This is a genomic window from Streptomyces sp. NPDC003247 (genome assembly GCF_042888135.1).
GTDB lineage: Bacteria > Actinomycetota > Actinomycetes > Streptomycetales > Streptomycetaceae > Streptomyces.
Genome location: NZ_JBIAPF010000002.1, coordinates 803,195 through 824,794 on the forward strand (window position 1 = coordinate 803,195; position 21,600 = coordinate 824,794).

The 21,600-nt window shown below is 71.5% G+C and carries 20 protein-coding genes and 1 tRNA gene; 15 read left to right on the top strand and 6 right to left on the bottom strand.

From position 1 onward, the window contains the following. The first annotated feature begins 100 nt into the window (after positions 1 to 100). Entirely contained in the window at positions 101 to 1,045 is a 945-nt protein-coding gene (gene nudC / locus ACFYWQ_RS08535; RefSeq protein ID WP_389514026.1) for an NAD(+) diphosphatase, read from the top strand. Between the two features lie 75 nt (positions 1,046 to 1,120). Here the strand turns inward: nudC and ACFYWQ_RS08540 are convergent, their stop codons facing one another. Beyond that, positions 1,121 to 1,363, bottom strand: coding sequence for a mycoredoxin (locus tag ACFYWQ_RS08540; RefSeq protein ID WP_037937849.1), 243 nt, complete (start codon positions 1,361 to 1,363; stop codon positions 1,121 to 1,123). 242 nt (positions 1,364 to 1,605) lie between these two features. Here ACFYWQ_RS08540 and ACFYWQ_RS08545 point away from each other — a divergent pair, with 242 nt between their 5' ends. From ACFYWQ_RS08545 to ACFYWQ_RS08560, 4 genes are all read left to right on the top strand, one after another. Continuing rightward, complete coding sequence (locus ACFYWQ_RS08545; protein ID WP_389514028.1) at positions 1,606 to 3,867, top strand: ATP-dependent DNA helicase UvrD2; 2,262 nt, start codon at positions 1,606 to 1,608, stop codon at positions 3,865 to 3,867. Positions 3,868 to 4,033: 166 nt separating this feature from the next. Continuing rightward, the gene (locus ACFYWQ_RS08550) at positions 4,034 to 4,360 is read left to right on the top strand and encodes a hypothetical protein (RefSeq protein WP_389514030.1); all 327 of its coding nucleotides are present in this window, start codon (positions 4,034 to 4,036) and stop codon (positions 4,358 to 4,360) included. Positions 4,361 to 4,532: 172 nt separating this feature from the next. Continuing rightward, positions 4,533 to 4,901: a WhiB family transcriptional regulator gene (locus ACFYWQ_RS08555; protein WP_388567928.1), complete on the top strand. Its 369-nt coding sequence runs from the start codon at positions 4,533 to 4,535 to the stop codon at positions 4,899 to 4,901. Then, entirely contained in the window at positions 4,898 to 5,221 is a 324-nt protein-coding gene (locus ACFYWQ_RS08560; RefSeq protein ID WP_389514031.1) for a hypothetical protein, read from the top strand. Before ACFYWQ_RS08555 ends, ACFYWQ_RS08560 begins: the two co-directional genes overlap by 4 nt. Positions 5,222 to 5,378: 157 nt before the next feature. Here ACFYWQ_RS08560 and ACFYWQ_RS08565 read toward each other — a convergent pair whose 3' ends face one another. Then, positions 5,379 to 6,749: an ABC1 kinase family protein gene (locus ACFYWQ_RS08565; RefSeq protein ID WP_389514034.1), complete on the bottom strand. Its 1,371-nt coding sequence runs from the start codon at positions 6,747 to 6,749 to the stop codon at positions 5,379 to 5,381. Next, positions 6,742 to 7,956, bottom strand: coding sequence for a TOMM precursor leader peptide-binding protein (locus tag ACFYWQ_RS08570; RefSeq protein WP_389514036.1), 1,215 nt, complete (start codon positions 7,954 to 7,956; stop codon positions 6,742 to 6,744). The genes ACFYWQ_RS08565 and ACFYWQ_RS08570 overlap by 8 nt, the downstream gene beginning before the upstream one ends. 263 nt (positions 7,957 to 8,219) lie before the next feature. Between ACFYWQ_RS08570 and ACFYWQ_RS08575 the strand changes: the two genes are divergently transcribed. From ACFYWQ_RS08575 to ACFYWQ_RS08590, 4 genes are all read left to right on the top strand, one after another. Further along, entirely contained in the window at positions 8,220 to 8,816 is a 597-nt protein-coding gene (locus tag ACFYWQ_RS08575) for a M48 family metallopeptidase (protein ID WP_389514038.1), read from the top strand. Positions 8,817 to 8,952: 136 nt separating this feature from the next. Beyond that, positions 8,953 to 10,677, top strand: a complete 1,725-nt coding sequence (locus ACFYWQ_RS08580; RefSeq protein WP_389514040.1) for a TerD family protein — start codon at positions 8,953 to 8,955, stop codon at positions 10,675 to 10,677. An 11-nt stretch (positions 10,678 to 10,688) separates the two neighbouring features. Next, positions 10,689 to 11,369, top strand: coding sequence for an AIM24 family protein (locus ACFYWQ_RS08585; RefSeq protein WP_389514042.1), 681 nt, complete (start codon positions 10,689 to 10,691; stop codon positions 11,367 to 11,369). An 18-nt stretch (positions 11,370 to 11,387) separates the two neighbouring features. Continuing rightward, entirely contained in the window at positions 11,388 to 12,143 is a 756-nt protein-coding gene (locus tag ACFYWQ_RS08590; protein ID WP_389514043.1) for an AIM24 family protein, read from the top strand. 53 nt (positions 12,144 to 12,196) lie between these two features. Here the strand turns inward: ACFYWQ_RS08590 and ACFYWQ_RS08595 are convergent, their stop codons facing one another. Then, entirely contained in the window at positions 12,197 to 12,724 is a 528-nt protein-coding gene (locus ACFYWQ_RS08595) for an NUDIX hydrolase (protein WP_389514044.1), read from the bottom strand. After that, entirely contained in the window at positions 12,721 to 14,166 is a 1,446-nt protein-coding gene (locus tag ACFYWQ_RS08600) for a zinc-dependent metalloprotease (protein WP_389514046.1), read from the bottom strand. Before ACFYWQ_RS08600 ends, ACFYWQ_RS08595 begins: the two co-directional genes overlap by 4 nt. A gap of 192 nt (positions 14,167 to 14,358) precedes the next feature. On the opposite strand from ACFYWQ_RS08600, the gene ACFYWQ_RS08605 reads away from it, so the two are divergent. The 4 genes from ACFYWQ_RS08605 (at position 14,359) to ACFYWQ_RS08620 (ending at position 17,550) form a co-directional block, all read left to right on the top strand. After that, on the top strand, positions 14,359 to 15,468 hold the full coding sequence (locus ACFYWQ_RS08605; protein ID WP_389514047.1) for an SDR family oxidoreductase: 1,110 nt from the start codon (positions 14,359 to 14,361) through the stop codon (positions 15,466 to 15,468). A gap of 176 nt (positions 15,469 to 15,644) precedes the next feature. Beyond that, the gene (locus ACFYWQ_RS08610; protein WP_389514049.1) at positions 15,645 to 16,106 is read left to right on the top strand and encodes a molybdenum cofactor biosynthesis protein MoaE; all 462 of its coding nucleotides are present in this window, start codon (positions 15,645 to 15,647) and stop codon (positions 16,104 to 16,106) included. Between the two features lie 73 nt (positions 16,107 to 16,179). Continuing rightward, a complete protein-coding gene (locus ACFYWQ_RS08615) occupies positions 16,180 to 16,401 on the top strand; it encodes a hypothetical protein (RefSeq protein ID WP_385061945.1) in 222 nt (73 codons plus the stop codon). A 54-nt stretch (positions 16,402 to 16,455) separates the two neighbouring features. After that, on the top strand, positions 16,456 to 17,550 hold the full coding sequence (locus ACFYWQ_RS08620) for a PDZ domain-containing protein (protein WP_389514050.1): 1,095 nt from the start codon (positions 16,456 to 16,458) through the stop codon (positions 17,548 to 17,550). Positions 17,551 to 17,601: 51 nt separating this feature from the next. Here ACFYWQ_RS08620 and ACFYWQ_RS08625 read toward each other — a convergent pair whose 3' ends face one another. Then, the gene (locus ACFYWQ_RS08625) at positions 17,602 to 18,141 is read right to left on the bottom strand and encodes a PPA1309 family protein (protein WP_389514052.1); all 540 of its coding nucleotides are present in this window, start codon (positions 18,139 to 18,141) and stop codon (positions 17,602 to 17,604) included. A 164-nt stretch (positions 18,142 to 18,305) separates the two neighbouring features. On the opposite strand from ACFYWQ_RS08625, the gene ACFYWQ_RS08630 reads away from it, so the two are divergent. Together ACFYWQ_RS08630 and ACFYWQ_RS08635 are read left to right on the top strand one after the other, a co-directional pair. Continuing rightward, positions 18,306 to 21,314 (top strand): UPF0182 family protein, encoded by a 3,009-nt coding sequence (locus ACFYWQ_RS08630; RefSeq protein WP_389514421.1) that lies wholly within the window; start codon positions 18,306 to 18,308, stop codon positions 21,312 to 21,314. 110 nt (positions 21,315 to 21,424) lie between these two features. Further along, positions 21,425 to 21,498, top strand: a tRNA-Met gene (locus ACFYWQ_RS08635). The last annotated feature ends 102 nt before the right edge of the window (positions 21,499 to 21,600 follow it).

Below are 21,600 nucleotides of genomic sequence, written 5' to 3' on the forward strand. Positions count from 1 at the left end.
CGTCCCACGGCACCGCACCTGACCCGGCCGCCCTCCGCCGCCCGTCCCGCTGAACCGCCCGCCGAAAACAACCGTTCCACCGGGGGAGTTGGAAGCACCCGTGACCACCTGGACCGACCAGAACGCCGACCGACCCATCTCGCTCACCGCCCCGAGCGGCGTCGACCGGGCCGCCCACCACCGGCTCGACGAGGCCTGGCTCGCCGCGGCGTGGAGCCACCCCACGACCCGCTGCTTCGTGGTCTCCGGCGGCCAGGTCCTCATCGACGAGACGGCCGACGGCCGCACCGAACTCGTCATGACGCCCTCCTTCGAGGCCCCCCTGACCGAGGCGCACCGCTACTTCCTCGGCATCGACGAGGACGGCGTCAGCTACTTCGCCCTGCAGAAGGACGGCCTGCCCGGCCGCATCGACCAGTCCGCCCGCCCGGCGGGCCTGCGCGAGGCGGGCCTGCTGCTGTCGCCGCGCGACGCCGGACTGATGGTGCACGCCGTCGGACTGGAGAACTGGCAGCGCACCCACCGCTTCTGCTCCCGCTGCGGCGAGCGCACCGTCATCGCGGCGGCCGGCCACATCCGCCGCTGCCCCGCCTGCGGCGCCGAGCACTACCCGCGCACCGACCCGGCCGTGATCATGGCCGTCACCGACGAGGACGACCGGATCCTGCTGGGCCGCCAGGTCCACTGGCCGGAAGGCCGCTTCTCGACGCTCGCCGGCTTCGTCGAGCCCGGCGAGTCCATCGAGCAGTCGGTGCGCCGCGAGGTCTTCGAGGAGGCCGGCATCACCATCGGCCAGGTCGAGTACGTCGCCAGCCAGCCCTGGCCCTTCCCGTCCAGCCTGATGCTGGGCTTCATGGCCCGCGCCACCTCCGTGGACATCGACGTCGACGGCGACGAGATCCACGAGGCCCGCTGGTTCTCCCGGGACGAACTGAGCGCCGCCTTCGAGTCCGGCGAGGTCCTGCCGCCGTACGGCATCTCGATCGCGGCCCGCCTGATCGAGCTGTGGTACGGCAAGCCCCTGCCCACCCGCAGCTTCGTCTGACCACGACGAAGGGGGCCGCCCCACCGGGACGGCCCCCTTTCACGGCTGTGCCGCCGACGGCCTACCGGTCGCCGCTCACACGCCGACCTTCTGCTTCACCTGCGCCAGCGACGGGTTCGTCAGCGTCGAGCCGTCGGCGAAGAGCACCGTCGGGACCGTCTGGTTCCCGCCGTTCGCCTTCTCGACGAACGCGGCCGACTCCGGGTCCTGCTCGATGTTGATCTCGGTGTACGCGATGCCCTCACGGTCCAGCTGGCTCTTCAGCCGACGGCAGTAGCCGCACCACGTGGTGCTGTACATCGTCACAGTGCCCTGCATCTCGCTCGCGCTCCTCTGGCAGCTCGGGAAGGTCGTCCGAGGAAGGAACGCACGCGGCCGGGCCGCCATTCCCGCCCAGGGCACACACCCGACGTGACGCCTGCCGCACCGGTCCTCCGCGACGCCCGCACCGGCCCTCGGCGACACCCGCACCGGCCCTCCGCGACGCCCGCCGCACCGGCCCCGCGTGATGCCTGCCGCACGGGCCTCACGTGACGCCTGCCGCATTAGTACGACGAAAGGTGCCCGCCTGTGGACAACCGGCTCGTCCGTCCCGGGCGACCTGGCAGCATGGCTGTGTGACAGCAGCAACGCACTCCACCCTCTTCCCGCAGGTACCGGACTCGGCCGACGCGGTGCTCGAAGGGCTCGACCCCGAGCAGCGCGAGGTGGCCACCGCCCTGCACGGCCCGGTGTGCGTACTGGCCGGGGCCGGCACCGGCAAGACCCGGGCCATCACCCACCGCATCGCCTACGGGGTGCGCGCGGGCATCCTGCACCCCTCCAGCGTGCTCGCGGTCACCTTCACCAACCGCGCCGCCGGCGAGATGCGCGGCCGGCTGCGCCAGCTCGGCGCCCAGGGCGTCCAGGCCCGCACCTTCCACTCGGCGGCGCTGCGGCAGCTTCAGTACTTCTGGCCGAAAGCGATCGGTGGCTCGCTGCCCCGGCTCGTGGACCGCAAGATCCAGCTCGTCGCCGACGCGGCGGCCGTCTGCCGCCTGCGGCTCGACCGCGGTGAGCTGCGGGACGCCGCCGCGGAGATCGAGTGGTCCAAGGTCACCCAGACCGTCCCCGCGGACTACCCCTCGGCCGCGGCCGAGGCGGGCCGCGAGGCCCCCCGCGACCCCGCCGAGATCACCCAGCTCTACGCCGCCTATGAGGACCTCAAGCGCGAGCGCGCCGTCATCGACTTCGAGGACGTCCTGCTGCTGACCGTCGCCGTCCTCCAGGACCGCCGCGACATCGCCGAGCAGGTCCGCGCCCAGTACCAGCACTTCGTCGTCGACGAGTACCAGGACGTCAGCCCCCTCCAGCAGCGGCTGCTGGAACTGTGGCTCGGCGAGCGGGACAGCCTGTGCGTGGTCGGCGACGCGAGTCAGACCATCTACTCCTTCACCGGAGCCACCCCCGACCACCTCCTCGACTTCCGCACCCGCCACCCCGGCGCCACCGTCGTCAAGCTGGTCCGCGACTACCGCTCCACCCCCCAGGTCGTCCACCTCGCCAACGGCCTGCTCGCCCAGGCCCGCGGCCGTGCCGCCGACCACCGCCTGGAACTGATCTCCCAGCGCGCCCCCGGTCCCGAGCCCGTGTACGCCGAGTACACCGACGAACCCGCCGAGGCCGAGGGCGCCGCCCGCCGCATCCGGGAACTGCTGGACGCCGGCGTCCCGGCCGCCGAGATCGCCGTCCTGTTCCGCACCAACGCCCAGTCCGAGACCTACGAGCAGGCCCTGGCCGACGCCGGCATCCCGTACCAGCTGCGGGGCGCCGAGCGCTTCTTCGACCGGCCCGAGGTGCGCAGGGCGATCACCGCGCTGCGCGCGTCCGCCCGTTTCGGCCGCAACGACACCCTCCTGGAGGACACCGTCGACCTGCCCTCCCAGGTCCGCGCCGTCCTCTCCGGCGAGGGCTGGACCTCGCAGCCGCCGGCCGGCTCCGGCGCCGTCAGGGAGCGCTGGGAGTCGCTGGCGGCCCTGGCCGACCTCGCCCAGGACTTCGCCGCCGCCCGCCCCGGCGTCACCCTCGCCGACCTGGTCACCGAGCTCGACGAGCGGGCGAACGCCCAGCACGCCCCGACCGTCCAGGGCGTCACCCTCGCCTCGCTGCACTCGGCCAAGGGGCTGGAGTGGGACGTCGTGTTCCTGGCCGGCGTCGCGGAGGGCATGATGCCGATCACCTACGCCAGGACCGACGAGCAGATCGAGGAGGAACGCCGCCTCCTCTACGTCGGGGTCACCCGGGCCCGTGAACGCCTCCACATCTCCTGGGCCCTCTCCCGTGCGCCCGGCGGCCGTCCCAGCCGCCGTCCCAGCCGCTTCCTCGACGGGCTGCGCCCCGGCTCGGGCCCCGCCGCCGGCCGGACCGGCACCGCCGCCGGCGGAGGCGTCGAGCACGGCCACCGCAGCGCCAGGACGAGCGCCCCCGCCGTACCGCGCCGGACCCACCGCGTGCCGGCCCGCTGCCGGGTCTGCGGACGCACCCTGACCGACGCCGGCGAGATGAAACTGATGCGCTGCGAGGACTGCCCGTCCGACATGGACGAGGGACTGTACGAACGGCTGCGGTCCTGGCGCGCCCTCCAGGCACGACGCAACGGTCAGCCGGCCTTCTGCGTCTTCACCGACAAGACACTGATGGCGATCGCGGAGACGGTTCCCGACGACGTGGGTGAACTCGCGCGGATCCCGGGCGTCGGCATGCGCAAGTTCAACCGCTACGGAGCCGATGTCCTGGCCATCTGCGCAGGCCAGGACCTGGAGGGGGAGGCCGGGGGCGATTGATCCGAACTCGTCGAAAAAATAGTTTGCGCATGCCCCAGCAATCCCCATAGGTTCTTAGCCACGAGACCGGAGGCCTTCTCGAAGGCCCTGATCCCGTGCTGTACTTACATATCCGCCGGACTGGGCTCACCCCGGTCCCCCGAGACGCCGAGAGGAGGCGATTCCAGTGATCATCAACAACGCCGGTTCCATCAGCACCGTCAAACTGACCGATCCCTCGATCGTCTCCCTGTGCATGCTCGGCGGCTCCGACCTGGGCACCGGTCTGTCCGGCATTCGTGCCGACCGGTCGGCGTCCTCCTCCGTCGCCCCCGCGGGCCTTCCCGTCCGCGAGCGCAGCGAGCGACCGACCAAGGCACTGGAAGCAGCAGTAGCGGCACAGGCGAAGGCCTATGCCTTTACGGCGACCGGTGCCGGATACCGGAAGCAGACGACGCAGCACCACCTGATGTGGGCCTTCCGTGGGCCACAACCCTGGAGTGATCCAGCCTGATTTCCAGGCCGGCGCCTTCAGGGCCGCGGAACCCCATCCGGGATCCGCGGCCCTTCTGTTTGTCCTCCAACGGGACGACGGAGCGAAGGGGCCTCGGGACAAGAAAAGAACCCGGTACTCAGCCGCCACCCGGCCCAACAGGGCCGGACCGACCAGACGAGGAAGACGAACCGTGCAACTCGAAGCGCACGCCCCGTCCGTACCGCCTTCCGAGACGATCCCCCCGCCCGGCCCCACGGAGGACTCCACCTTGACCCCGCTGACCGCGCTCACCGCGCTCGACGACGCCATCGAGAACCTCGGCGTACCCGTCCCCTGCCGCTCCTACGACCCGGAGGTCTTCTTCGCCGAGTCCCCGGCCGACGTCGAGTACGCCAAGTCCCTGTGCCGCACCTGCCCGCTGATCGAGGCCTGCCTCGCCGGCGCCAAGGAGCGCCGCGAGCCCTGGGGCGTCTGGGGCGGCGAGCTGTTCGTCCAGGGCGTCGTCGTCGCCCGGAAGCGGCCGCGCGGCCGCCCGCGCAAGAACCCGGTCACGGCATGAACACCGCAGGAACGATCGATCGCCCCCTCACGCACGACCCCAAGAAGCAGGCCCCGATGAAGCCGTCCACCAACGCGCCCGCAGGCTCCGCCACCGAAGACGTCACCACCACCGGCGCGATCGACTCGCGTCAGAACAGGACCCGAGAGATGCAACTCATCCCAGAAGCCCTGGCGCGTGCGCATATGCACGAGCGCCTGCGCGAGGCCGAGCAGGAACGCCGGGCCCTGCGCCTGGCGACCGCCCGCCGGATGCAGCGCCGGGCCGAGCGCGCCTCGCTGCGTGCCCGCCGGGCGCTCGCCATGGCCGTGATGCAGTAACCCCTCCCACCTGAAGCGGTGACCTCCCGGCAGGGAGGTGAAGCTCTCCTCGCGGGGGCCGGTCCGTCCGAACGGACCGGCCCCCGCCGTGCGTTGCCTCCGGCGATCCACCGGCCGCGGCGCCGCTGTCCGAGGACGCCCCGCGCCCCCGGACGGTTCACGCTTCCGCCGCCAACTCCTCCGCCACCATGCCCTCCTCAGGGACGAACCCCGGGAGCCACTCCTCCAGCTCCTCGCGCAGCCGCACCGTCGCACCGAGCTGGCACAGCACCCCGATGGTGCTCAGGGTCACCCGGTGGATGAGGAGATACGCCGGGGGCAGGTTCAGCTTCTTGCCCAACTGGTGGGCGGGGGAGCGCGGATCGGCGATCCTGGCCGCCTGACTGCGCATCCAGTCACGGGTGAACGTGAACTCCTCGACCCGCGCCGGCTCGATGATCGGCAGCAGGTAGTCGAGGACCGCGTCCGGGTCCAGCTCGATGGACTCCTTGACGAAGCCCTCCGCGCACAGAAGGGCGTACACCGCGTCCGCCTCGCCGTCGAGCGTCATCCGCAGGGACTCGCCGATCGGCCGCGGCAGGCCACCCGAGAGCCGGTCGACCGTACCGAAGTCGAGCACGCCCAGACGCCAGTCGTCCTCACCCCCCGGGCCGCCGGGCAGCAGCCGGAAGTTGCCGGGGTGAGGATCGGCGTGCAGCAGGCCGGTGCGCGCCGGGCCGGAGAAGAGGAAACGCGACAGCAGCTGACCGGCCCGGTCCCGCTGCTCCCGGGTGCCGCCGGAGATCACCTCGGACAGGGGCACCCCGTCGATCCACTCGGTGACCAGGACCTGGTCGCACTGGTGGACCACCGCGGGCACCACGACGTCGGGGTCGTCGGCGAACTCCTCCGCGTGTTCCTGCTGGGCCCGCGCCTCCAGGCCGTAGTCCAGTTCCTCGGAGACGCGGTCCCGCAGTTCGGTGATCAGCGGCTTGACATCCATGCCGGGGACCAGCGGGCCCAACAGCCTCGCGAACCTGCTCAGTTGCGTGAGGTCGGAGAGGAGGGCCTCGCCCGCCCCCGGGTACTGGACCTTGACCGCGACCTCGCGCCCGTCGTGCCACACCGCCCGGTGCACCTGGCCGATCGAGGCGGCCGCGGCCGGTTTGTCGTCGAACTCGAGGAACAGCTCCGGCCAGTCCTCGCCGAGGCGTTCGGCGAGCACCGAGCGCACCGTGCGGGTCGGCATCGGCGGGGCCGCTTCCTGGAGTCTGGTGAGGGCTGCCCGGTAGGGGCCGGCGATCTCCTCGGGGAGGGCGGACTCGAAGACGGACAGGGCCTGCCCGAACTTCATCGCACCGCCCTTCAACTCGCCCAGCACCTTGAACAGCTGTTCCGCCGTGCGCTGTTGCAGCTCACGGCCGACGATCTCCGCGGACTCGCCCACGATCCGTTTGCCCAGCCCCCAGGTGGCCCGGCCGGCGAAGCCGAGCGGGAGCGCGGCGAGCTTGGCGGTCCGGGTGACCGCCTTCCGGGGAAGATCAGACATGCGCCCTCCAAGTCCCAGCCGGCCGCGCCGCGTCCGTCGTACGGCCCGAGTCCTTCGAATGCCGTTGCCCCGCCATTGTCGCGCGCGATCCCCCCTCCTCGGAGGGGTGTTCCGCGCTGCCCTTCCCCGCGGCCCCGCAGGGGCAGGCGGAGTGGCCCGGCACCGGCCGCGCGTGCCACTGGAGAGCGGGTGGCGAGACCTCCCAGCGGGCCCCGGCGCTCGACGGGAGCCGGCCGTCGAGGAAGGTCAGTGCGTGGGCGGCCGCCAGTCCGGCGACCGTCGTGGCCAGCGTCAGGTCGCAGGCCCGGGCCGGGCGACGCCTCCCGGAGTGCCACTGCGCGACCAGTCGCGGCCAGGTCGGGTCGCGGTCGGTGCGCGCCCGGTGCAGACAGCCGGCGCATCCCGTCTCACCGGGCAGGACGAGCGGGCCGACCACGCCGGTCGCCTCCACCACGCCCGCGTGGAGATGGGGTGTCCCCGAGGCGACCAGGGGCTCGGTGGCCGACGGCGGGGGCGCGTACACGGACACGTCGTCCCTCGGGGCGAGGATCACCAGGGAGAAGCCCGGGGTGTGCGTCCCGGCCGGTGACCGCGCGCCGGCACGGGGCGGGCGGCCCGGAGCGGCCCGGCGCACCGCGCGGCGGGCGGCCTCGACCCGGCGTTCACCGACCGCCTCGGCCGGCAGGCCGCCCGGGGCGACGTCCCCCGGCTCCACCCGGCCCTCGTCACGTACGTCCACCTCACCGACACCGGCTCCCGCCAGCAGGGAGGCCAGCACCGCGCCCACCCGGCCCGCGCCCCGGACCTGCACCCGCAGCCGGCGCCGGGCGGCGAGCCGCCCGAACGCCTCCCCCGGGTCCGACGTCGTCAGCGACAGCGAGGCGAGGTCGGGGCGCAGCCGGTCCAGGACGTCCCGGCTCTCCCTCAGCGCGTCGGCGTCCGGCCCGCCGCCGCGCGCGTCGTCCAGCAGCCCCGCCTCCGCCAGCCGCTCCACCAGCCGGTCGACCCGGCCGTCGGGCAGATTCCTGCGACGCCCCTCCTCGCGCAGGAGGGCGAGCCCCCGGGTGCCGTCCAGCTGGTCCAGGAAACCGGCCGTCGCCGCATCCAGCGGGCCGAGCGTCATCGCGTGCGCCGGTGCCATGCCGAACTGCACGGTGTTCAGGTCACGCCAGCCGCGCCGCAGCGCGGGCTTCACCATCGGATGCATCGAAGACCCCCCGTCCGCCTGGAACTTCCCCGTACGCCGGCGGAGCGGGGGCGTGGAGGCGACCTCGCTCCGCCGACGAGTGCCAGCATGCCGGGCCCCGCCGACAGGCGCCGAAAGTTGTCCACAGGCAGACGGATTCGTCGTACAAATCAGTCGTTTATGGTGGACACCGGGACGGGCGGCTGCGGGTCCGGGGCGGAGCGACGGAACCGAACCGTCCCGGGGGCGGGACTTCCGCCGTGTGCAGCGGGTAACGTCTTGGCGTGCCCGCCGACCCACCGCACCGCGCCGGAACGCCACAGCGCAGCATGACGAGCCAGCCGCCGAGCGGCCACGGGGCGAGCGCGATCGAGGTCCGCCGGAGCGCCCGCCGACGCCGCACGGTCTCCGCGTACCGCGAGGGCGATCGCACCATCGTGCTCATCCCTGCCCGGATGTCCGAGGCCGAGGAACAGCGCTGGGTGAGCGTCATGCTCGACAAACTCGCCGCCCAGGAGAGCCGGCGCGTCCCCGGCGACGCGGAGCTGGCCGAGCGCGCCGGACGGCTGTCGGTCCAGTACTTCGGCGGCCGGGCCCGCCCCGCGTCGGTCCGCTGGGTCACCAACCAGAACACGCGCTGGGGCTCGTGCACTCCCGCGGAGGGAAGCATCCGCCTGTCGCATCGGCTGAAGGGCATGCCCGAGTACGTCATCGACTACGTACTCCTCCACGAGCTCGCGCATCTGCTCGTGCCCGGCCACGGCCCCGACTTCTGGCGGCTGCTGGAGGCCTACCCGCGCACCGAGCGGGCTCGCGGCTACCTCGAGGGCGTGGCCGCCGCCGCGCGTCTGCCGCATCCGCCCGGCGCCCGCGACGAGTGAGGACGGCCGCGAGGACCGTCCGGCACCCACGCGCGCGGGTTGTGTACCGGGACTGTACCGACATCGTCCGATGTCCGAGTTTGCCGTTAGCCTGGCGCGACGCACTCGCAATCGGGATGGGGGACGGTCGTTACGCATGCCCAGGGAATTCCAACGCGGCCACAAGGCCAGGATCAGTGACCTCACGGCGGGCACCGATCTGTACGTAGGCGTGCAGATCTCCGCCCCCGGCCTGACCTTCGACATCAGCTGCTTCGGCCTCGACGCCGACGAACGGCTCTCGGACGACCGGTACTTCGTCTTCTTCAACCAGCCGAAGTCCCCCGAGGAGTCCATCCAGCTCCTGGGCGCCCAGGCCGGTGACACGGAGTCCTTCCGCGTCACCCTGGACCGGGTCCCGCCGCAGATCCAGAAGCTGTCCTTCACCGCGACCATCGACGGCGCCGGGCAGATGTCGCAGATCGACCCCGGATACATCCGGATCGTCGCGGGCGGCGAGGAGGTGGCCCGCTACGCGTTCGACGGTGCGGAGTTCTCCACCGAACGGGCCGTGATGCTGGGCGACTTCTACCTGAAGGACGTGTGGCGCTTCGCGGCCGTCGGGCAGGGCTTCGACGGCGGTCTGGAGGCACTGCTGAGGAACTTCGGCGGCGAGGTGCTGGAGGAGGAGGCGCCCGCCGCCCCGCAGCAGCCGCAGGCCGGTGCCGCCCCGGGCTTCGCCCCGCCGGCCCAGGCCGCCGCCCCGCCCGCCTTCGGCGCCCCCTCCGCTCCGGCTCCCGCGCCCGCTCCGGCTCCCGCGCCCGCTCCGGCTCCCGCGCCGCAGCAGCCGCAGCCCGCGGCGCAGGGCTTCGCCCCGCCGGCCGCGACGCCCGCGGCCGCGCCCCCGCCGCCGCCGGCCCAGCCCGTGCACACCGCGCCGACCATCGTCGCGCCCATGACCCCGCCCGGCGGCGCCCAGGTCCCGCCGCCGGGCCCGGCCCCCGCGCCCTACGGCCAGCCCGGCCAGCAGCCGCCGTACGGCCAGCCGCCCCAGCAACAGCCCTACGGCCAGACCGCCGCACCGACCGCCCCGCCACCGCCCGGCTACGCCCAGCCCCAGGCGCCCCAGGCCCCGCCCGGCTACGGCCAGCAGCCCCCGTTCGGACAGCCGCCGGGCCAGCAGCCCTACGGTGTGCCGCCGCAGGGCGCGCCCCAGGTCGGCGCCGGGGTGACCGCCGCGCTCGAGCAGTTCAAGGAGACGCCCACCGGGCAGCGCTGGACGCAGCAGAACCGCAAGATGGTCCGCGTCGACCTCGGCATCGGTGGCCAGCCCGTGCTCGCCCGCCAGGGCAGCATGGTGCTCTACCAGGGCAAGGTCGACTTCAGCTACAAGGGCGCCGGGTTCGCCGGCCGGATCGTGGGCAACGCGACCGGCCAGGAGATGCAGCTGATGCGCTGTACCGGCCAGGGCCAGGTGTTCCTCGCCGAGGACTCCACCATGCTGCACCCCATCGAGCTCCAGGGCGACGGCATCTGCGTCTCCGCCGAGAACGTCCTCGCCTTCGACGAGAGCCTCCAGCACGAGGTCCGCCGCATCGAGGGGCACGGCATCCCCGGCGGAGCGCTCTTCACCATGCAGTTCACCGGTACCGGCACGATCGTCGTGAAGACGCACGGCGCGCCCGTCGTCCTGCCGGTCACCCCCACCACCTTCGCCGACTGCAACGCCGTCGTCGCCTGGTCGGCGGCCTCCCAGGTCGTCGTCTCCAGCCAGGTGCGGATGCGCCGCAACGCCTACCCGGGCGACACCGGGGAGAGCGTCAACCTCCAGTTCCGGGGCGCGCCCGGCAACTTCATCGTCGTCCAGCCGTACGAGGTCTGAGGGAGCCCGTCATGAACCAGCCGCTCGCGGGCTACGCCCCGGCACCCGTCACCGCCCGGATGGAGAACCACGGCAACCACATGCTGAAGGTCGCCCTCCAGACCGGCAACGACCTCTTCGCGCGCGTGGGCTCGATGGTCGCCTACGAGGGCTTCATCCAGTACGAGCCCAACCCGCCGGCCGTGCGCCAGATCGCGCGCGACTGGATGACCGGCGAGGGCGCGCCGCTGATGAAGTGCTCCGGCGACGGCCTGCTCTACCTCGCCGACTACGGCGCCGATGTCGTCGTGATCAACCTCAACGGCGACGGCATCTCCGTCAACGCCACCAACCTGCTCGCCTTCGACGCGCACCTCACCTGGGGCGTGGAACGGGTCAAGGGACTGGCCAAGTTCGCCGGACAGGGCCTGTGGAACACCAAGATCTCCGGGCAGGGCTGGGTCGCGCTGACCTCCCGGGGCAAGCCGATCGTCGTCGACTGCGGCGGTGGCGAGAACGAGACGTACGTCGACCCCGACGCGCTCGTCGCCTGGTCCCCGAACCTCAAGGTGAAGGGCAAGCGCAGTTTCAAGGCGCAGTCGCTCCTCGGCCGGGGCAGCGGCGAGGCCTTCCAGATGGCCTTCTCCGGCGAGGGCATCGTCGTCGTCCAGCCCAGCGAGGACAGCACCGACCGCCTTCGGGTCCGGGGCTGAGGGGGAGCCAGAGTCACCATGCAGAGCCCGCTTTTCGCCTACAACGACCAGCAGACCCAGGAGCGCTGGAGTCTGCAGAACAAGCAGATGCTGCGCGTCGTCCTGGAGGGCCACGACGACATCCTCGCCCGCAAGGGCACCATGGTCGCCTACCAGGGCCTCGTCGAGTTCGACGCCGAGTTCCAGAGCAACAGCCAGTCACGCGCGCGTGCGCGCACCGGTGAAGGCCTGGACCTGATGCGGTGCCACGGCCAGGGCACCGTCTTCCTCGCCAACCTGGCCCAGCACGTCCACCTGGTGGACGTGGACCAGGACGGTCTGACCGTCGACAGCAGCTACGTGCTGGCGATGGACTCCTCGCTGCACCACGAGGTCATCGCCGTCGACAGCCTCTACGGCATCTCCGGTTCGGGGAAGTACCAGCTCAACATCACCGGCCGGGGCCGAGTCGCCCTGATGACCTCGGGCGTCCCGCTGATGATGCAGGTCACACCCGACAAGTACGTCAACTGCGACGCCGATGCGATCGTCGCCTGGTCCACCGGGCTGCGGGTGCAGATGCAGGCCCAGACGCACTCCTCCGGGGTGTGGCGGCGCCGCGGCAACACCGGTGAGGGCTGGGAGCTCAGCTTCATGGGCACCGGCTTCGCCCTCGTCCAGCCCAGTGAACTGCTCCCGCCGCAGAACGCCCAGATCGGCTCGGGCCTCGCCGCCCAGTACGGCATGGGGCAGCAGGGGGCGCGCGGGCAGAATCAGGGCAACGTCTGGAGCTGACCGCCCGCGGAGCACACGCGTAAGGGGCGACCGTCCAGGAGGTCGCCCCTTACTCATGCGTCGGACCGAAGACGCGCGCGGGTGGCTCGCAGCAGTCGTACGACGGAGTCGTCCGCCACGTCGGCGACCTCCGTGTACGCGAACCAGCGCAGGTCGAGGGACTCGTCACTGATGGCCTCCACGGCCCCGGCCGGGGCCAGCGCGGCGTACTGGACGTCCAGATGCCAGGCGCAGGGCGTGTGATGCCGGTCCAGTCGCACCGGGCCGCCCGGCAGCAGGGTCAGTCCCGGGATGCCGGACTCCTCGGTCGCCTCCCGCAGGGCGGCGGCCGCCAGCGTGTCGTCGGCCGGTTCGCAGTGGCCGCCCATCTGCAACCACATGCGCATCTTCTTGTGGAGGGTCAGCAGGACGCGTCCCCGCTCCGGGTCGATCACCAGGGCGCTCGCCGTGATGTGCCCGTCCCCGCAGGCCTTCCACATGCCGTCCGGGTGGCTCTCGAGGTGCTCCAGGTAGGTCTGGCGCAGCTCCTGCTGGTCCTCGTAGCCCTTCAGCACGAGGACCGCGTCGTCATGGAGGCTCACTCGGTGTCGTCGCCCTTGTCCTGCTCGTCCTTCTTCCTCAGGTCCGGCTTCTCGCCGGACCCGCCGCTCGCCGCCTCGCCGAGCATCTTGTCCCACTCGGAGAAATCCATCTGCTCGCGGTGCACGAAACCGTCGGGGTCGTCCAGGTCGCCGGCCGTCGGCAGCATGTCCGGGTGGGCCCACAGGCCGTCACGGCCGTCGACGCCGCGCGCGTCCGTCAGCGAGGCCCACAGGCGGGAGGCGTCGCGCAGACGGCGCGGGCGCAGCTCCAGACCGATCAGCGTGGCGAACGTCTGCTCCGCCGGGCCGCCCGAGGCACGGCGGCGGCGCAGGGTCTCACGCAGCGCGTCCGCGGACGACAGACGGGGCTTCGCGGCCGCGTGCACCACGGCGTCCACCCAGCCCTCGACCAGCGCCAGCGCCGTCTCCAGACGGGCCAGCGCGGCCTTCTGCTCGGGGGTGTCCTCCGGCTGGAACATGCCCTGCTGGAGCGCGTCCTGCAACTGCTCGGGGTTCTGCGGGTCGAACTGGCCGACCACGTCCTCCAGCTTCGCGGTGTCGACCTTGATCCCGCGCGCATAGCCGTCGACCGCGCCGAACAGGTGCGAGCGCAGCCACGGCACGTGCGCGAAGAGACGCTGGTGGGCGGCCTCGCGCAGGGCGAGGTACAGCCGCACCTCGTCCTTGGGCACGCCCAGGTCCTTGCCGAACCCGTCGATGTTGACCGGGAGCAGCGCGGCCTTGCCGGCCGGGCCCAGCGGCAGGCCGATGTCGGTCGAACCGACGACCTCGCCCGCGAGCACGCCGACGGCCTGCCCGATCTGCGAACCGAACATGGCGCCGCCCATCGAGCGCATCATGCCGATCAGCGGGCCGGCCATGGCCTGCATCTCCTCCGGCAGCACGTCGCCCATCGCCGTGCCGACGCGCTCGGCGACCGGGTCGACCAGCTCCTTCCACGCGGGCAGCGTCGCCTCGACCCACTCCGCGCGCGACCAGGCGACGGCCGAGCCGGCGCCGGACGGCAGGGACGTCACGTCGTCCAGCCACAGGTCGGCCAGGCGGACGGCCTCCTGCACGGCGGTGCGCTCGGCCGGGCCGATGCTGGAGTCCTTGACGCCGTCGGAGGTGCCCTGCGACACCGTCTGGCGGGCGATCTGCTTGGCCATGTCCCAGTTCACCGGGCCGCCCTCGTAGGAGAGCATCTGGCCCAGCTGCTGGAACGCGGCGCCCAGGTCGGTGGGGTTCAGCGAGCCGAACACGGCAGCGAGCGGATTGTCGGCTCCCGGACCGCCCGGGCCGCCGAAGCCTCCGGGCAGCCCGAAACCGAACGGGTTGGCCGGTCCCTGACCACCACCGCTCTGCGGGTCCTTCTTCTTGCCCTCGTCGCCGTCCTCCGGCTCCTCCGGCGGAAGGCCGAATCCGAATGGGGTGTCACTCACGGGGTTCCTCGGCTGGTAAGGCCACCGGCTCTCGTCCGGCGGCGCGGCTGCCCTGCAACACCACCCAGCGTAGACACCCCGGCTCGATCGGGCCTCGGTGCTTCGCCGACTCTCGGCCTGCGGCAGGATGGATGCCACCTGGTACGCACGCGTCATCGCGCTCGTATGGAAAACAACCGCTGGAGACACCTGGTGAGTTCCCCAGATCCGCAGGTTCGCGCAGCGCGAAACCACTCGACCCCGGTCGGCGGGCGAGGGCCCGTCGTGGCCGTCACCGGCGCCGCGACCGGGGTGGGCGCGCTGCTCGCCGAGCGCCTCGCCGCCTCGGACGAGATCAAGCAGGTCGTCGCCATCGACGAGCGGCGGGGGGAGTGCGACACGGCGCAGTGGCACATCCTCGACGTCCGCGACCCGGCGATCGCCGACAAACTGCGGGGCGCGGACGTGGTGGTCCACCTCGCGCTCGACCTCGACCTGGGGAGTGACAGCGCCGCCCGGACGGCCTACAACGTGCGGGGAACGCAGACGGTGCTGACCGCCGCGGCGGCCGCCGGGGTGCACCGGGTGGTGCTGTGCACCTCCGCGATGGTCTACGGGGCGCTGCCCGACAACGAGCTGCCGCTGTCGGAGGACGCGGAGCTGAAGGCGACGGCCGAGGCGACCGGGGTCGGCGACCTGCTGGAGATCGAACGGCTGGCGCGACGCGCACCGCGGGCGCATCCGGGGCTCAACGTCACCGTGGTCCGGCCGGCGGTGCTGGTGGGCGGCACGGACACCGCCCTGACCCGGTACTTCGAGTCCCCCCGGCTGCTCGTCGTCGCCGGCTCGCGCCCGGCCTGGCAGTTCTGCCACGTCGAGGACCTGTGCGGCGCGCTGGAGTACGCCGTCCTGGAGAAGGTCGACGGGGAACTGGCCGTCGGGTGCGACGGGTGGCTGGAGCAGGAGGAGGTCGAGGAGCTCAGCGGGATCCGGCGGATGGAACTGCCGTCGGCGGTCGCGCTGGGCGCCGCCGCCCGGCTGCACCGGATCGGGCTCACGCCGTCCCCGGCGGGGGACCTGGCGTACACGATGTACCCGTGGGTGGTCAGCGGCAGTCGGCTGCACGACGCCGGGTGGCGGCCGCGGTGGACCAACGAGGAGGTGCTCGCGGAGCTGCTGGAGGAGGTGTCCGGCCGGCACACCGTGGCCGGGCGGCGGCTGGGGCGCAAGGACGCCACCGCCGCCGGCGCCGCGGGGGCGACCGTGGCACTGCTGGGCGCCGCGGCCGTGGTGCGGAGGGCCCGCAAGGCCCGGCGGAGGTGAGGGAGGGGCGCGGGTGCGCCCCGGGAACCCGCCGACGGCCCCGGCGTCTCGGCCTTCCCGGCCCCGGCGCCCCGGCCTTCCTGGTCCTGTCCCCCTTGTCGTCCCGTCCCCCTTGTCGTCCTGTTCCCCTTGTCGTCCTGTTCCCCCTCGTCCCCGGCGTGCGGCACGATGAGGGCATGGCACCGAGCAATGATCACCCCGGCGAGCAGCCAGCGCAGGACCCCGTCAAGCTGATCGCGATCCGTGAGACGGCGCTCTCCGTGGACGAGGTGTTCACGGCCGTCGGGGACGCCGCGGCCGGTGGGACGGCGCTGTTCGTGGGGACCGTACGCAACCACGACGGGGGTGCCGACGTCGACGCGCTCGGGTACTCCTGCCACCCCAGTGCCGAGGCGGAGATGCGGCGGATCGCGGAGAAGGTGGCCGCCGAGTACCCGGTGCGGGCGCTGGCCGCCGTTCACCGGGTGGGGGACCTGACAGTCGGCGACCTCGCCGTCGTCGTCGCCGTGTCGTGTCCGCACCGGGGAGAGGCCTTCGAGGCCTGCCGCAGGCTGATCGACGACCTCAAGCACGAAGTGCCCATCTGGAAGCACCAGACGTTCTCCGACGGGACGGAGGAATGGGTGGGCGCCTGCTGAGAGACGGGCCCCCTGCCCTGCGACGGCCTCCGGTTGCGTAACCGCCCCCCTGGCACGAGCGTTGTCCGTACGGATGGTTAATCTGCTGATCAGTCAGTTGCGGTCGCTCGATTGGGGTTGGGAGGTCGGCATGGCGGTGCTCGCCTGGTTGCTGATTCCGCTGATGGCTGCGGTCGGTGCCGGTCTGTGGGGCAGCTGGGCCCACCGGACCCGCAAGGTCCGTGGCGACGGTCCCGAACTGGACGGGTACGCCAGGTTCCGCGCGGCGATGGAGAAGCCCTCGTCCCGCACGTGACCCGGGCGGAGCCCCTGACGGTGCGCTGACAGAGGCGTCCCGTACTGTCGAGGCATGCCACGCCGCACCGCGACGATGCTCGCCTCCACCCTGATGCTGATCGCGCTCCTGTGCGTGGGAGTGCTCATCAAGGCGCCGTACTCGGAGATGTCCCCGGGGCCGACGGTGAACACGCTGGGCGAGCACGACGGCGAGCCGGTGCTGCAGATCTCCGGCCGGAAGACCTATGCGACGACCGGCCACCTCAACATGACCACGGTGCGGGTCACCGGCGCCGACTACCGGATGAACCTCGTCGAGGCGGTCTACGGCTGGCTCGCCCACGACAGCAAGGTCGTGCCGCACGACACGCTGTACCCGGACGGCAAGACCGAGGAGGAGTCCACCCAGGAGAACGCCGAGGAGTTCAGCCAGTCCCAGGAGAGCGCCAAGGTCGCCGCCCTGGAGGAGCTGGGCATCCCGGTGCAGTCCTGGGTGATCGTCTCCACGGTGGTCAAGGGCTCGCCCGCCGAGGGCGAGCTGCACGCCGGTGACGTCATCAAGACCGTCGACGGTACGGACATCAAGGCGCCCGAGGACGTCGCGAAGCTGGTCACGAAGCACAAGCCGGGCGAGAAGGTCGTCTTCGGGATCGTGCCGGCCGCGGCCCAGGCCGCCGCCGAGAAGGCGAACAGGACGGCGACCGAACTCGAGTCCGTCACGATCACCACGGCCACGTCCGACGACGAGGGGGAGGAGCGGGCGATCGTCGGGATCTCCGCCGGGACCGACCACACCTTCCCCTTCACCATCGACATCAAGCTCGCCGACGTCGGCGGGCCGAGCGCCGGCCTGATGTTCGCGCTCGGCATCTACGACAAGCTCACCCCGGGCAGCCTGACCGGCGGGAAGTTCGTCGCCGGCACCGGGACGATCGACGACGACGGCACGGTCGGCCCGATCGGCGGCATCGAGATGAAGACCGTCGGCGCCCGCGACCAGGGCGCCCGGTACTTCCTCACGCCCGCCGACAACTGCGCGGCCGCCGCCAAGGACACCCCGAGCGGGCTCACCCTCGTCAAGGTCGGCACCATCGACGACGCCCTCGACGCCCTGAAGGACATCCGCAGCGGCGACACCGCCGACCTGCCGAAGTGCACGACGAAGTAGCAGCCGGGCCGCACGGCCGCCCGGCGGGGCGGACCGCGCGTGTCCTCCGCCCTACTCCTCGAAGGTCGCCGACAGGGCCTCCGCCAGGCCCGGGACCAGACCGGCGCCGGTGAGGACCTCCGTCGAGGCGTCCTTCTCGCGCAGGCGCAGCGCCGACTCACGGCTGCCGTCCCGCAGGACCGCGACCGTCATTCGGACCTCCTGGCGCTCGGGGTGGTCCGCGACCCACCGGGCCAGCTTGGCCTCGCTCAGGCCCTGGGGGACCTGCGCCTCGGCGGACGGGGGCAGCATCAGGCGCTCCACGGTCAGGGCGCAGCCCGTCACCGCGTCCGGCCAGGCGATCGTGGCCAGGAACTCGTCGAGCGGCTTGTCCGTTGGCACTTCATCCTGCTCGATCGGGGTGAGGCCGGTGGTCTCGGACTCTTCCAGACCGAGCTGGGCGGCGAGCGAGGGTTCCTGCACCCGCAGCCGTGCGGTGTCTACGAGGGCGAAGAGGCGGGCGGGCTGGTCCCAGCCGAGGCCGGAGGCGTACTCGTCGATCTCGAGCACGGCCCGGGTGAGCGGGTTCGCTGCCATGGGAGTGTTGGACATGGTCACAATCCTGCCTCGTTCCCGGCCGGAATCGGGAACCGAGTAAACGGTGAGTAAGTTGCATAGGTGTGGGCCCACGATCACGGGGGGCCACCCACGGTCCACGAACACGCGGGCCTGACGGACTCAACAGCGACTTCGAGGTGCGCACCTTGGCTTTCCAGATGCCGGACCGCGGCGGAGGCCCGACAGGGCCGCGGATGAGAGTGGGCCGCCCGTCCCGGCGCGTCCGGACCCTGCTCATGACACTGGGCGTCCTTGCCGTGCTCGGCATGGCGTTCACCATGTTCGCCGGGTTCTGGACGGACTGGCTCTGGTACCGGTCGGTGGACTACTCGTCCGTGTTCACGACGACCCTGTGGACCAAGATCGGGCTGTTCTTCGTCTTCGGTCTGCTGATGGCCCTCGCGGTCGGGTTCAACATCTGGCTGGCCCACCGGCTGCGCCCGCCGCTGAGCGCCATGTCGATGGAGCAGCAGAGCCTCGACCGCTACCGGATGGGCATCGCGCCGTACAAGAAGTGGCTGCTGCTCGCGATCACCGCCCTGGTGGGCCTGATCGCCGGCGCCTCGGCGTCCGGCCAGTGGCGGACCTGGCTGATGTGGGTCAACGGCGTCTCCTTCGGCCAGAAGGACCCGCAGTTCCACCTCGACGTGAGCTTCTACGCCTTCGACCTGCCGTGGTACCGGTTCCTGCTCGGCTTCGGCTTCGCCGCCGCGATCCTCTCCCTGATCGCCGCCGCGCTCACCCACTACCTGTACGGCGGGCTGCGCGTCACCAGCCCCGGCGCGCGCGCGACGGCCGCGGCCACCGGGCACCTGTCGGTGCTGCTGGGCATCTTCGTCGCCCTGAAGGCGGTGGCCTACTGGCTCGACCGGTACGGCCTGGCGGTGAAGTCCAGCGACTTCAAGGCCACCGACAACTGGACCGGCCTGCGGTACGTCGACGCCAACGCCTACCTGCCGGCCAAGACCATCCTGTTCTGCATCGCCGTTATCTGCGCCCTCCTCTTCTTCGCCACCCTCTGGCGGCGCACCTGGCAGCTCCCGGTGATCGGCTTCGGCCTGATGGTGCTCTCCGCGATCCTGATCGGCGGCCTCTACCCGGCGATCGTCCAGAAGTTCCAGGTCCAGCCGAACGAGCAGGCCAAGGAAGCGCCGTACGTCGAGAAGAACCTCAAGGCGACGCGTGAGGCGTACGGCATCGACGGCGCCGAGGTCACCGAGTACACGGGGACGAGCAAGACCGAGGACAAGACCCAGCTGCGCGACGACGTCGACGCCACGGCGAGCATCCGCATCATGGACCCGAACATCGTGTCGCCGACGTTCCAGCAGCTCCAGCAGATGCGTAAGTACTACGCCTTCCCGGACAACCTGGACGTCGATCGCTACAGCGTGAACGGCACCGACCAGGACACGGTCATCGGTCTGCGCGAGCTCAACCTCGCGGGCGTGGACAAGCAGAACTGGATCAACAACCACTTCCGCTACACGCACGGCTACGGCGTGGTCGCCGCCAAGGGAACCACGGCGGACACCGAGGGCCGGCCGGCCTTCACCGAGTCGAACCTCCCCTCGGAGGGTGTCCTCGGGCAGTACCAGCAGCGGATCTACTACGGCGAGAAGACGACCACGTACTCGATCGTCGGCGGTCCCCAGAAGGAGATCGACTACTCCGACGACGAGGGCGAGAAGACCACCAGCTACACCGGCAAGAGCGGGGTCAACCTCTCCAGCCCGGTCAACCGCGCCGCGTACGCGGTCGCCTTCGGCGAGCCGCAGATCCTGTACTCGGGAGCGATCGGCGACGGTTCGCGGATCCTGTACAACCGCACGCCGAAGGAGCGCGTGGAGGCGGTGGCCCCGTGGCTCACCATCGACGGCGACGCCTACCCGGCGGTCGTGGACGGCAAGATCCAGTGGATCGTCGACGCGTACACGACCACCAACGGATACCCGTACGCCTCCCGTACGACCCTCGGTGACACGACGGCCGACTCGCTGACCGCCACCAACACCAACCGCGCGGTCGTGGCCCAGCAGAACCAGGTCAACTACATCCGCAACTCGGTCAAGGCGACGGTCGACGCCTACACCGGTGAGGTCAAGCTCTACCAGTGGGACACCGAGGACCCGGTCCTGAAGACCTGGATGAAGGCTTTCCCCGGCACGGTCGAGAAGAAGTCCGCGATCTCCGACTCGCTGATGGCCCATCTCCGCTACCCGCAGGACCTGTTCAAGGTCCAGCGCGAGCTGCTCACCCGCTACCACGTCAAGGACGCGACGACGTTCCTCAGCGGCAGCGAGGTGTGGCAGGTGCCGGACGACCCGACCAACAAGTCGGGCGACGCGGTGCCCCCGTACTACCTGAGCATGAAGATGCCCGACCAGGAGGCGCAGGCGTTCTCGCTGACGACGACGTTCACGCCCAACGGCCGGGACAACCTCAGCGCGTTCATGGCGGTCGACTCCGAGGCGGGCACACCCGACTACGGCAAGATCAGAGTGCTGAAACTACCGACCAGCACCACCGTCGACGGCCCCAAGCAGGTCCAGAGCCAGTTCAACTCCGAACAGGACATCGCCGAGTCGATCAGGCTGCTGAGAGGCGGCGACTCCGAGGTCGAGTACGGCAACCTGCTCACGGTGCCGCTCGACGGAGGACTGCTCTACGTCGAGCCGGTCTACGTGCGCGGTGGTGGGCTCAAGTACCCGCTGCTGCGGAAGGTGTTGGTGACCTACGGAGGCAACACCGCCTTCGAGGACACCCTCGACGAGGCACTCAACAAGGTCTTCGGCACGGAGGGCACGACACCGACCCCGCCGGCGGACGACGGTGACACCACGACCCAGCCGCCGACGTCCGGCGACGCGACGGTCCAGGAGGCGCTGAAGGACGCCCAGGAGGCCTTCGAGGCCGGCCAGGAAGCCCTGAAGAAGCCCGACTGGGAGGCGTACGCCAAGGCGCAGAAGGAACTCGAGGCCGCGCTCAAGCGGGCCGAGGAGGCGCAGGCCGAGGTGGACCGGAGCAGCAGCAGTGGTAGCAGCGGCAACAAGGCCACCAGCAGTCCCAGTCCGAGCGCGAGCGCGAGCACGAGTGGGAGCGGCGGAACAGGCAGCAGTGCCAGTCCGAGCAGCAGCCCCAGTCCTGTCAGCAGTCCCAGCGGCTGACCGAGGCGGCCGATCGAGGCGGCCGATCGAGGCGGCTTGATCGCGGTCGCTGACCGAAACGGCTGGTCGTAAAGGCCCACCCCGTGTCGTGGTACGGTTGTGGAACACGACGCGGGGTGGAGCAGCTCGGTAGCTCGCTGGGCTCATAACCCAGAGGTCGCAGGTTCAAATCCTGTCCCCGCTACTGAAACCGAAGGCCCGGATCCTGAAAAGGATCCGGGCCTTCGTGGTGTGCGAACGCATGTGCTCGCCCCCGGGATCGTCGCGCCGCCTCGGGGAGTTGGGC

Coding starts and splice junctions, on each gene's coding strand:
- ACFYWQ_RS08540 (WP_037937849.1), bottom strand. CDS start 1,363: ATGCAGGGCACTGTGACGATGTACAGCACCACGTGGTGCGGCTACTGC.
- ACFYWQ_RS08560 (WP_389514031.1), top strand. CDS start 4,898: ATGAACACCGCAGGAACGATCGATCGCCCCCTCACGCACGACCCCAAG.
- ACFYWQ_RS08625 (WP_389514052.1), bottom strand. CDS start 18,141: ATGTCCAACACTCCCATGGCAGCGAACCCGCTCACCCGGGCCGTGCTC.
- ACFYWQ_RS08620 (WP_389514050.1), top strand. CDS start 16,456: ATGCCACGCCGCACCGCGACGATGCTCGCCTCCACCCTGATGCTGATC.
- ACFYWQ_RS08610 (WP_389514049.1), top strand. CDS start 15,645: ATGGCACCGAGCAATGATCACCCCGGCGAGCAGCCAGCGCAGGACCCC.
- ACFYWQ_RS08580 (WP_389514040.1), top strand. CDS start 8,953: ATGCCCAGGGAATTCCAACGCGGCCACAAGGCCAGGATCAGTGACCTC.
- ACFYWQ_RS08585 (WP_389514042.1), top strand. CDS start 10,689: ATGAACCAGCCGCTCGCGGGCTACGCCCCGGCACCCGTCACCGCCCGG.
- ACFYWQ_RS08570 (WP_389514036.1), bottom strand. CDS start 7,956: ATGCATCCGATGGTGAAGCCCGCGCTGCGGCGCGGCTGGCGTGACCTG.
- ACFYWQ_RS08565 (WP_389514034.1), bottom strand. CDS start 6,749: ATGTCTGATCTTCCCCGGAAGGCGGTCACCCGGACCGCCAAGCTCGCC.
- ACFYWQ_RS08590 (WP_389514043.1), top strand. CDS start 11,388: ATGCAGAGCCCGCTTTTCGCCTACAACGACCAGCAGACCCAGGAGCGC.
- ACFYWQ_RS08615 (WP_385061945.1), top strand. CDS start 16,180: ATGGTTAATCTGCTGATCAGTCAGTTGCGGTCGCTCGATTGGGGTTGG.
- ACFYWQ_RS08630 (WP_389514421.1), top strand. CDS start 18,306: ATGCCGGACCGCGGCGGAGGCCCGACAGGGCCGCGGATGAGAGTGGGC.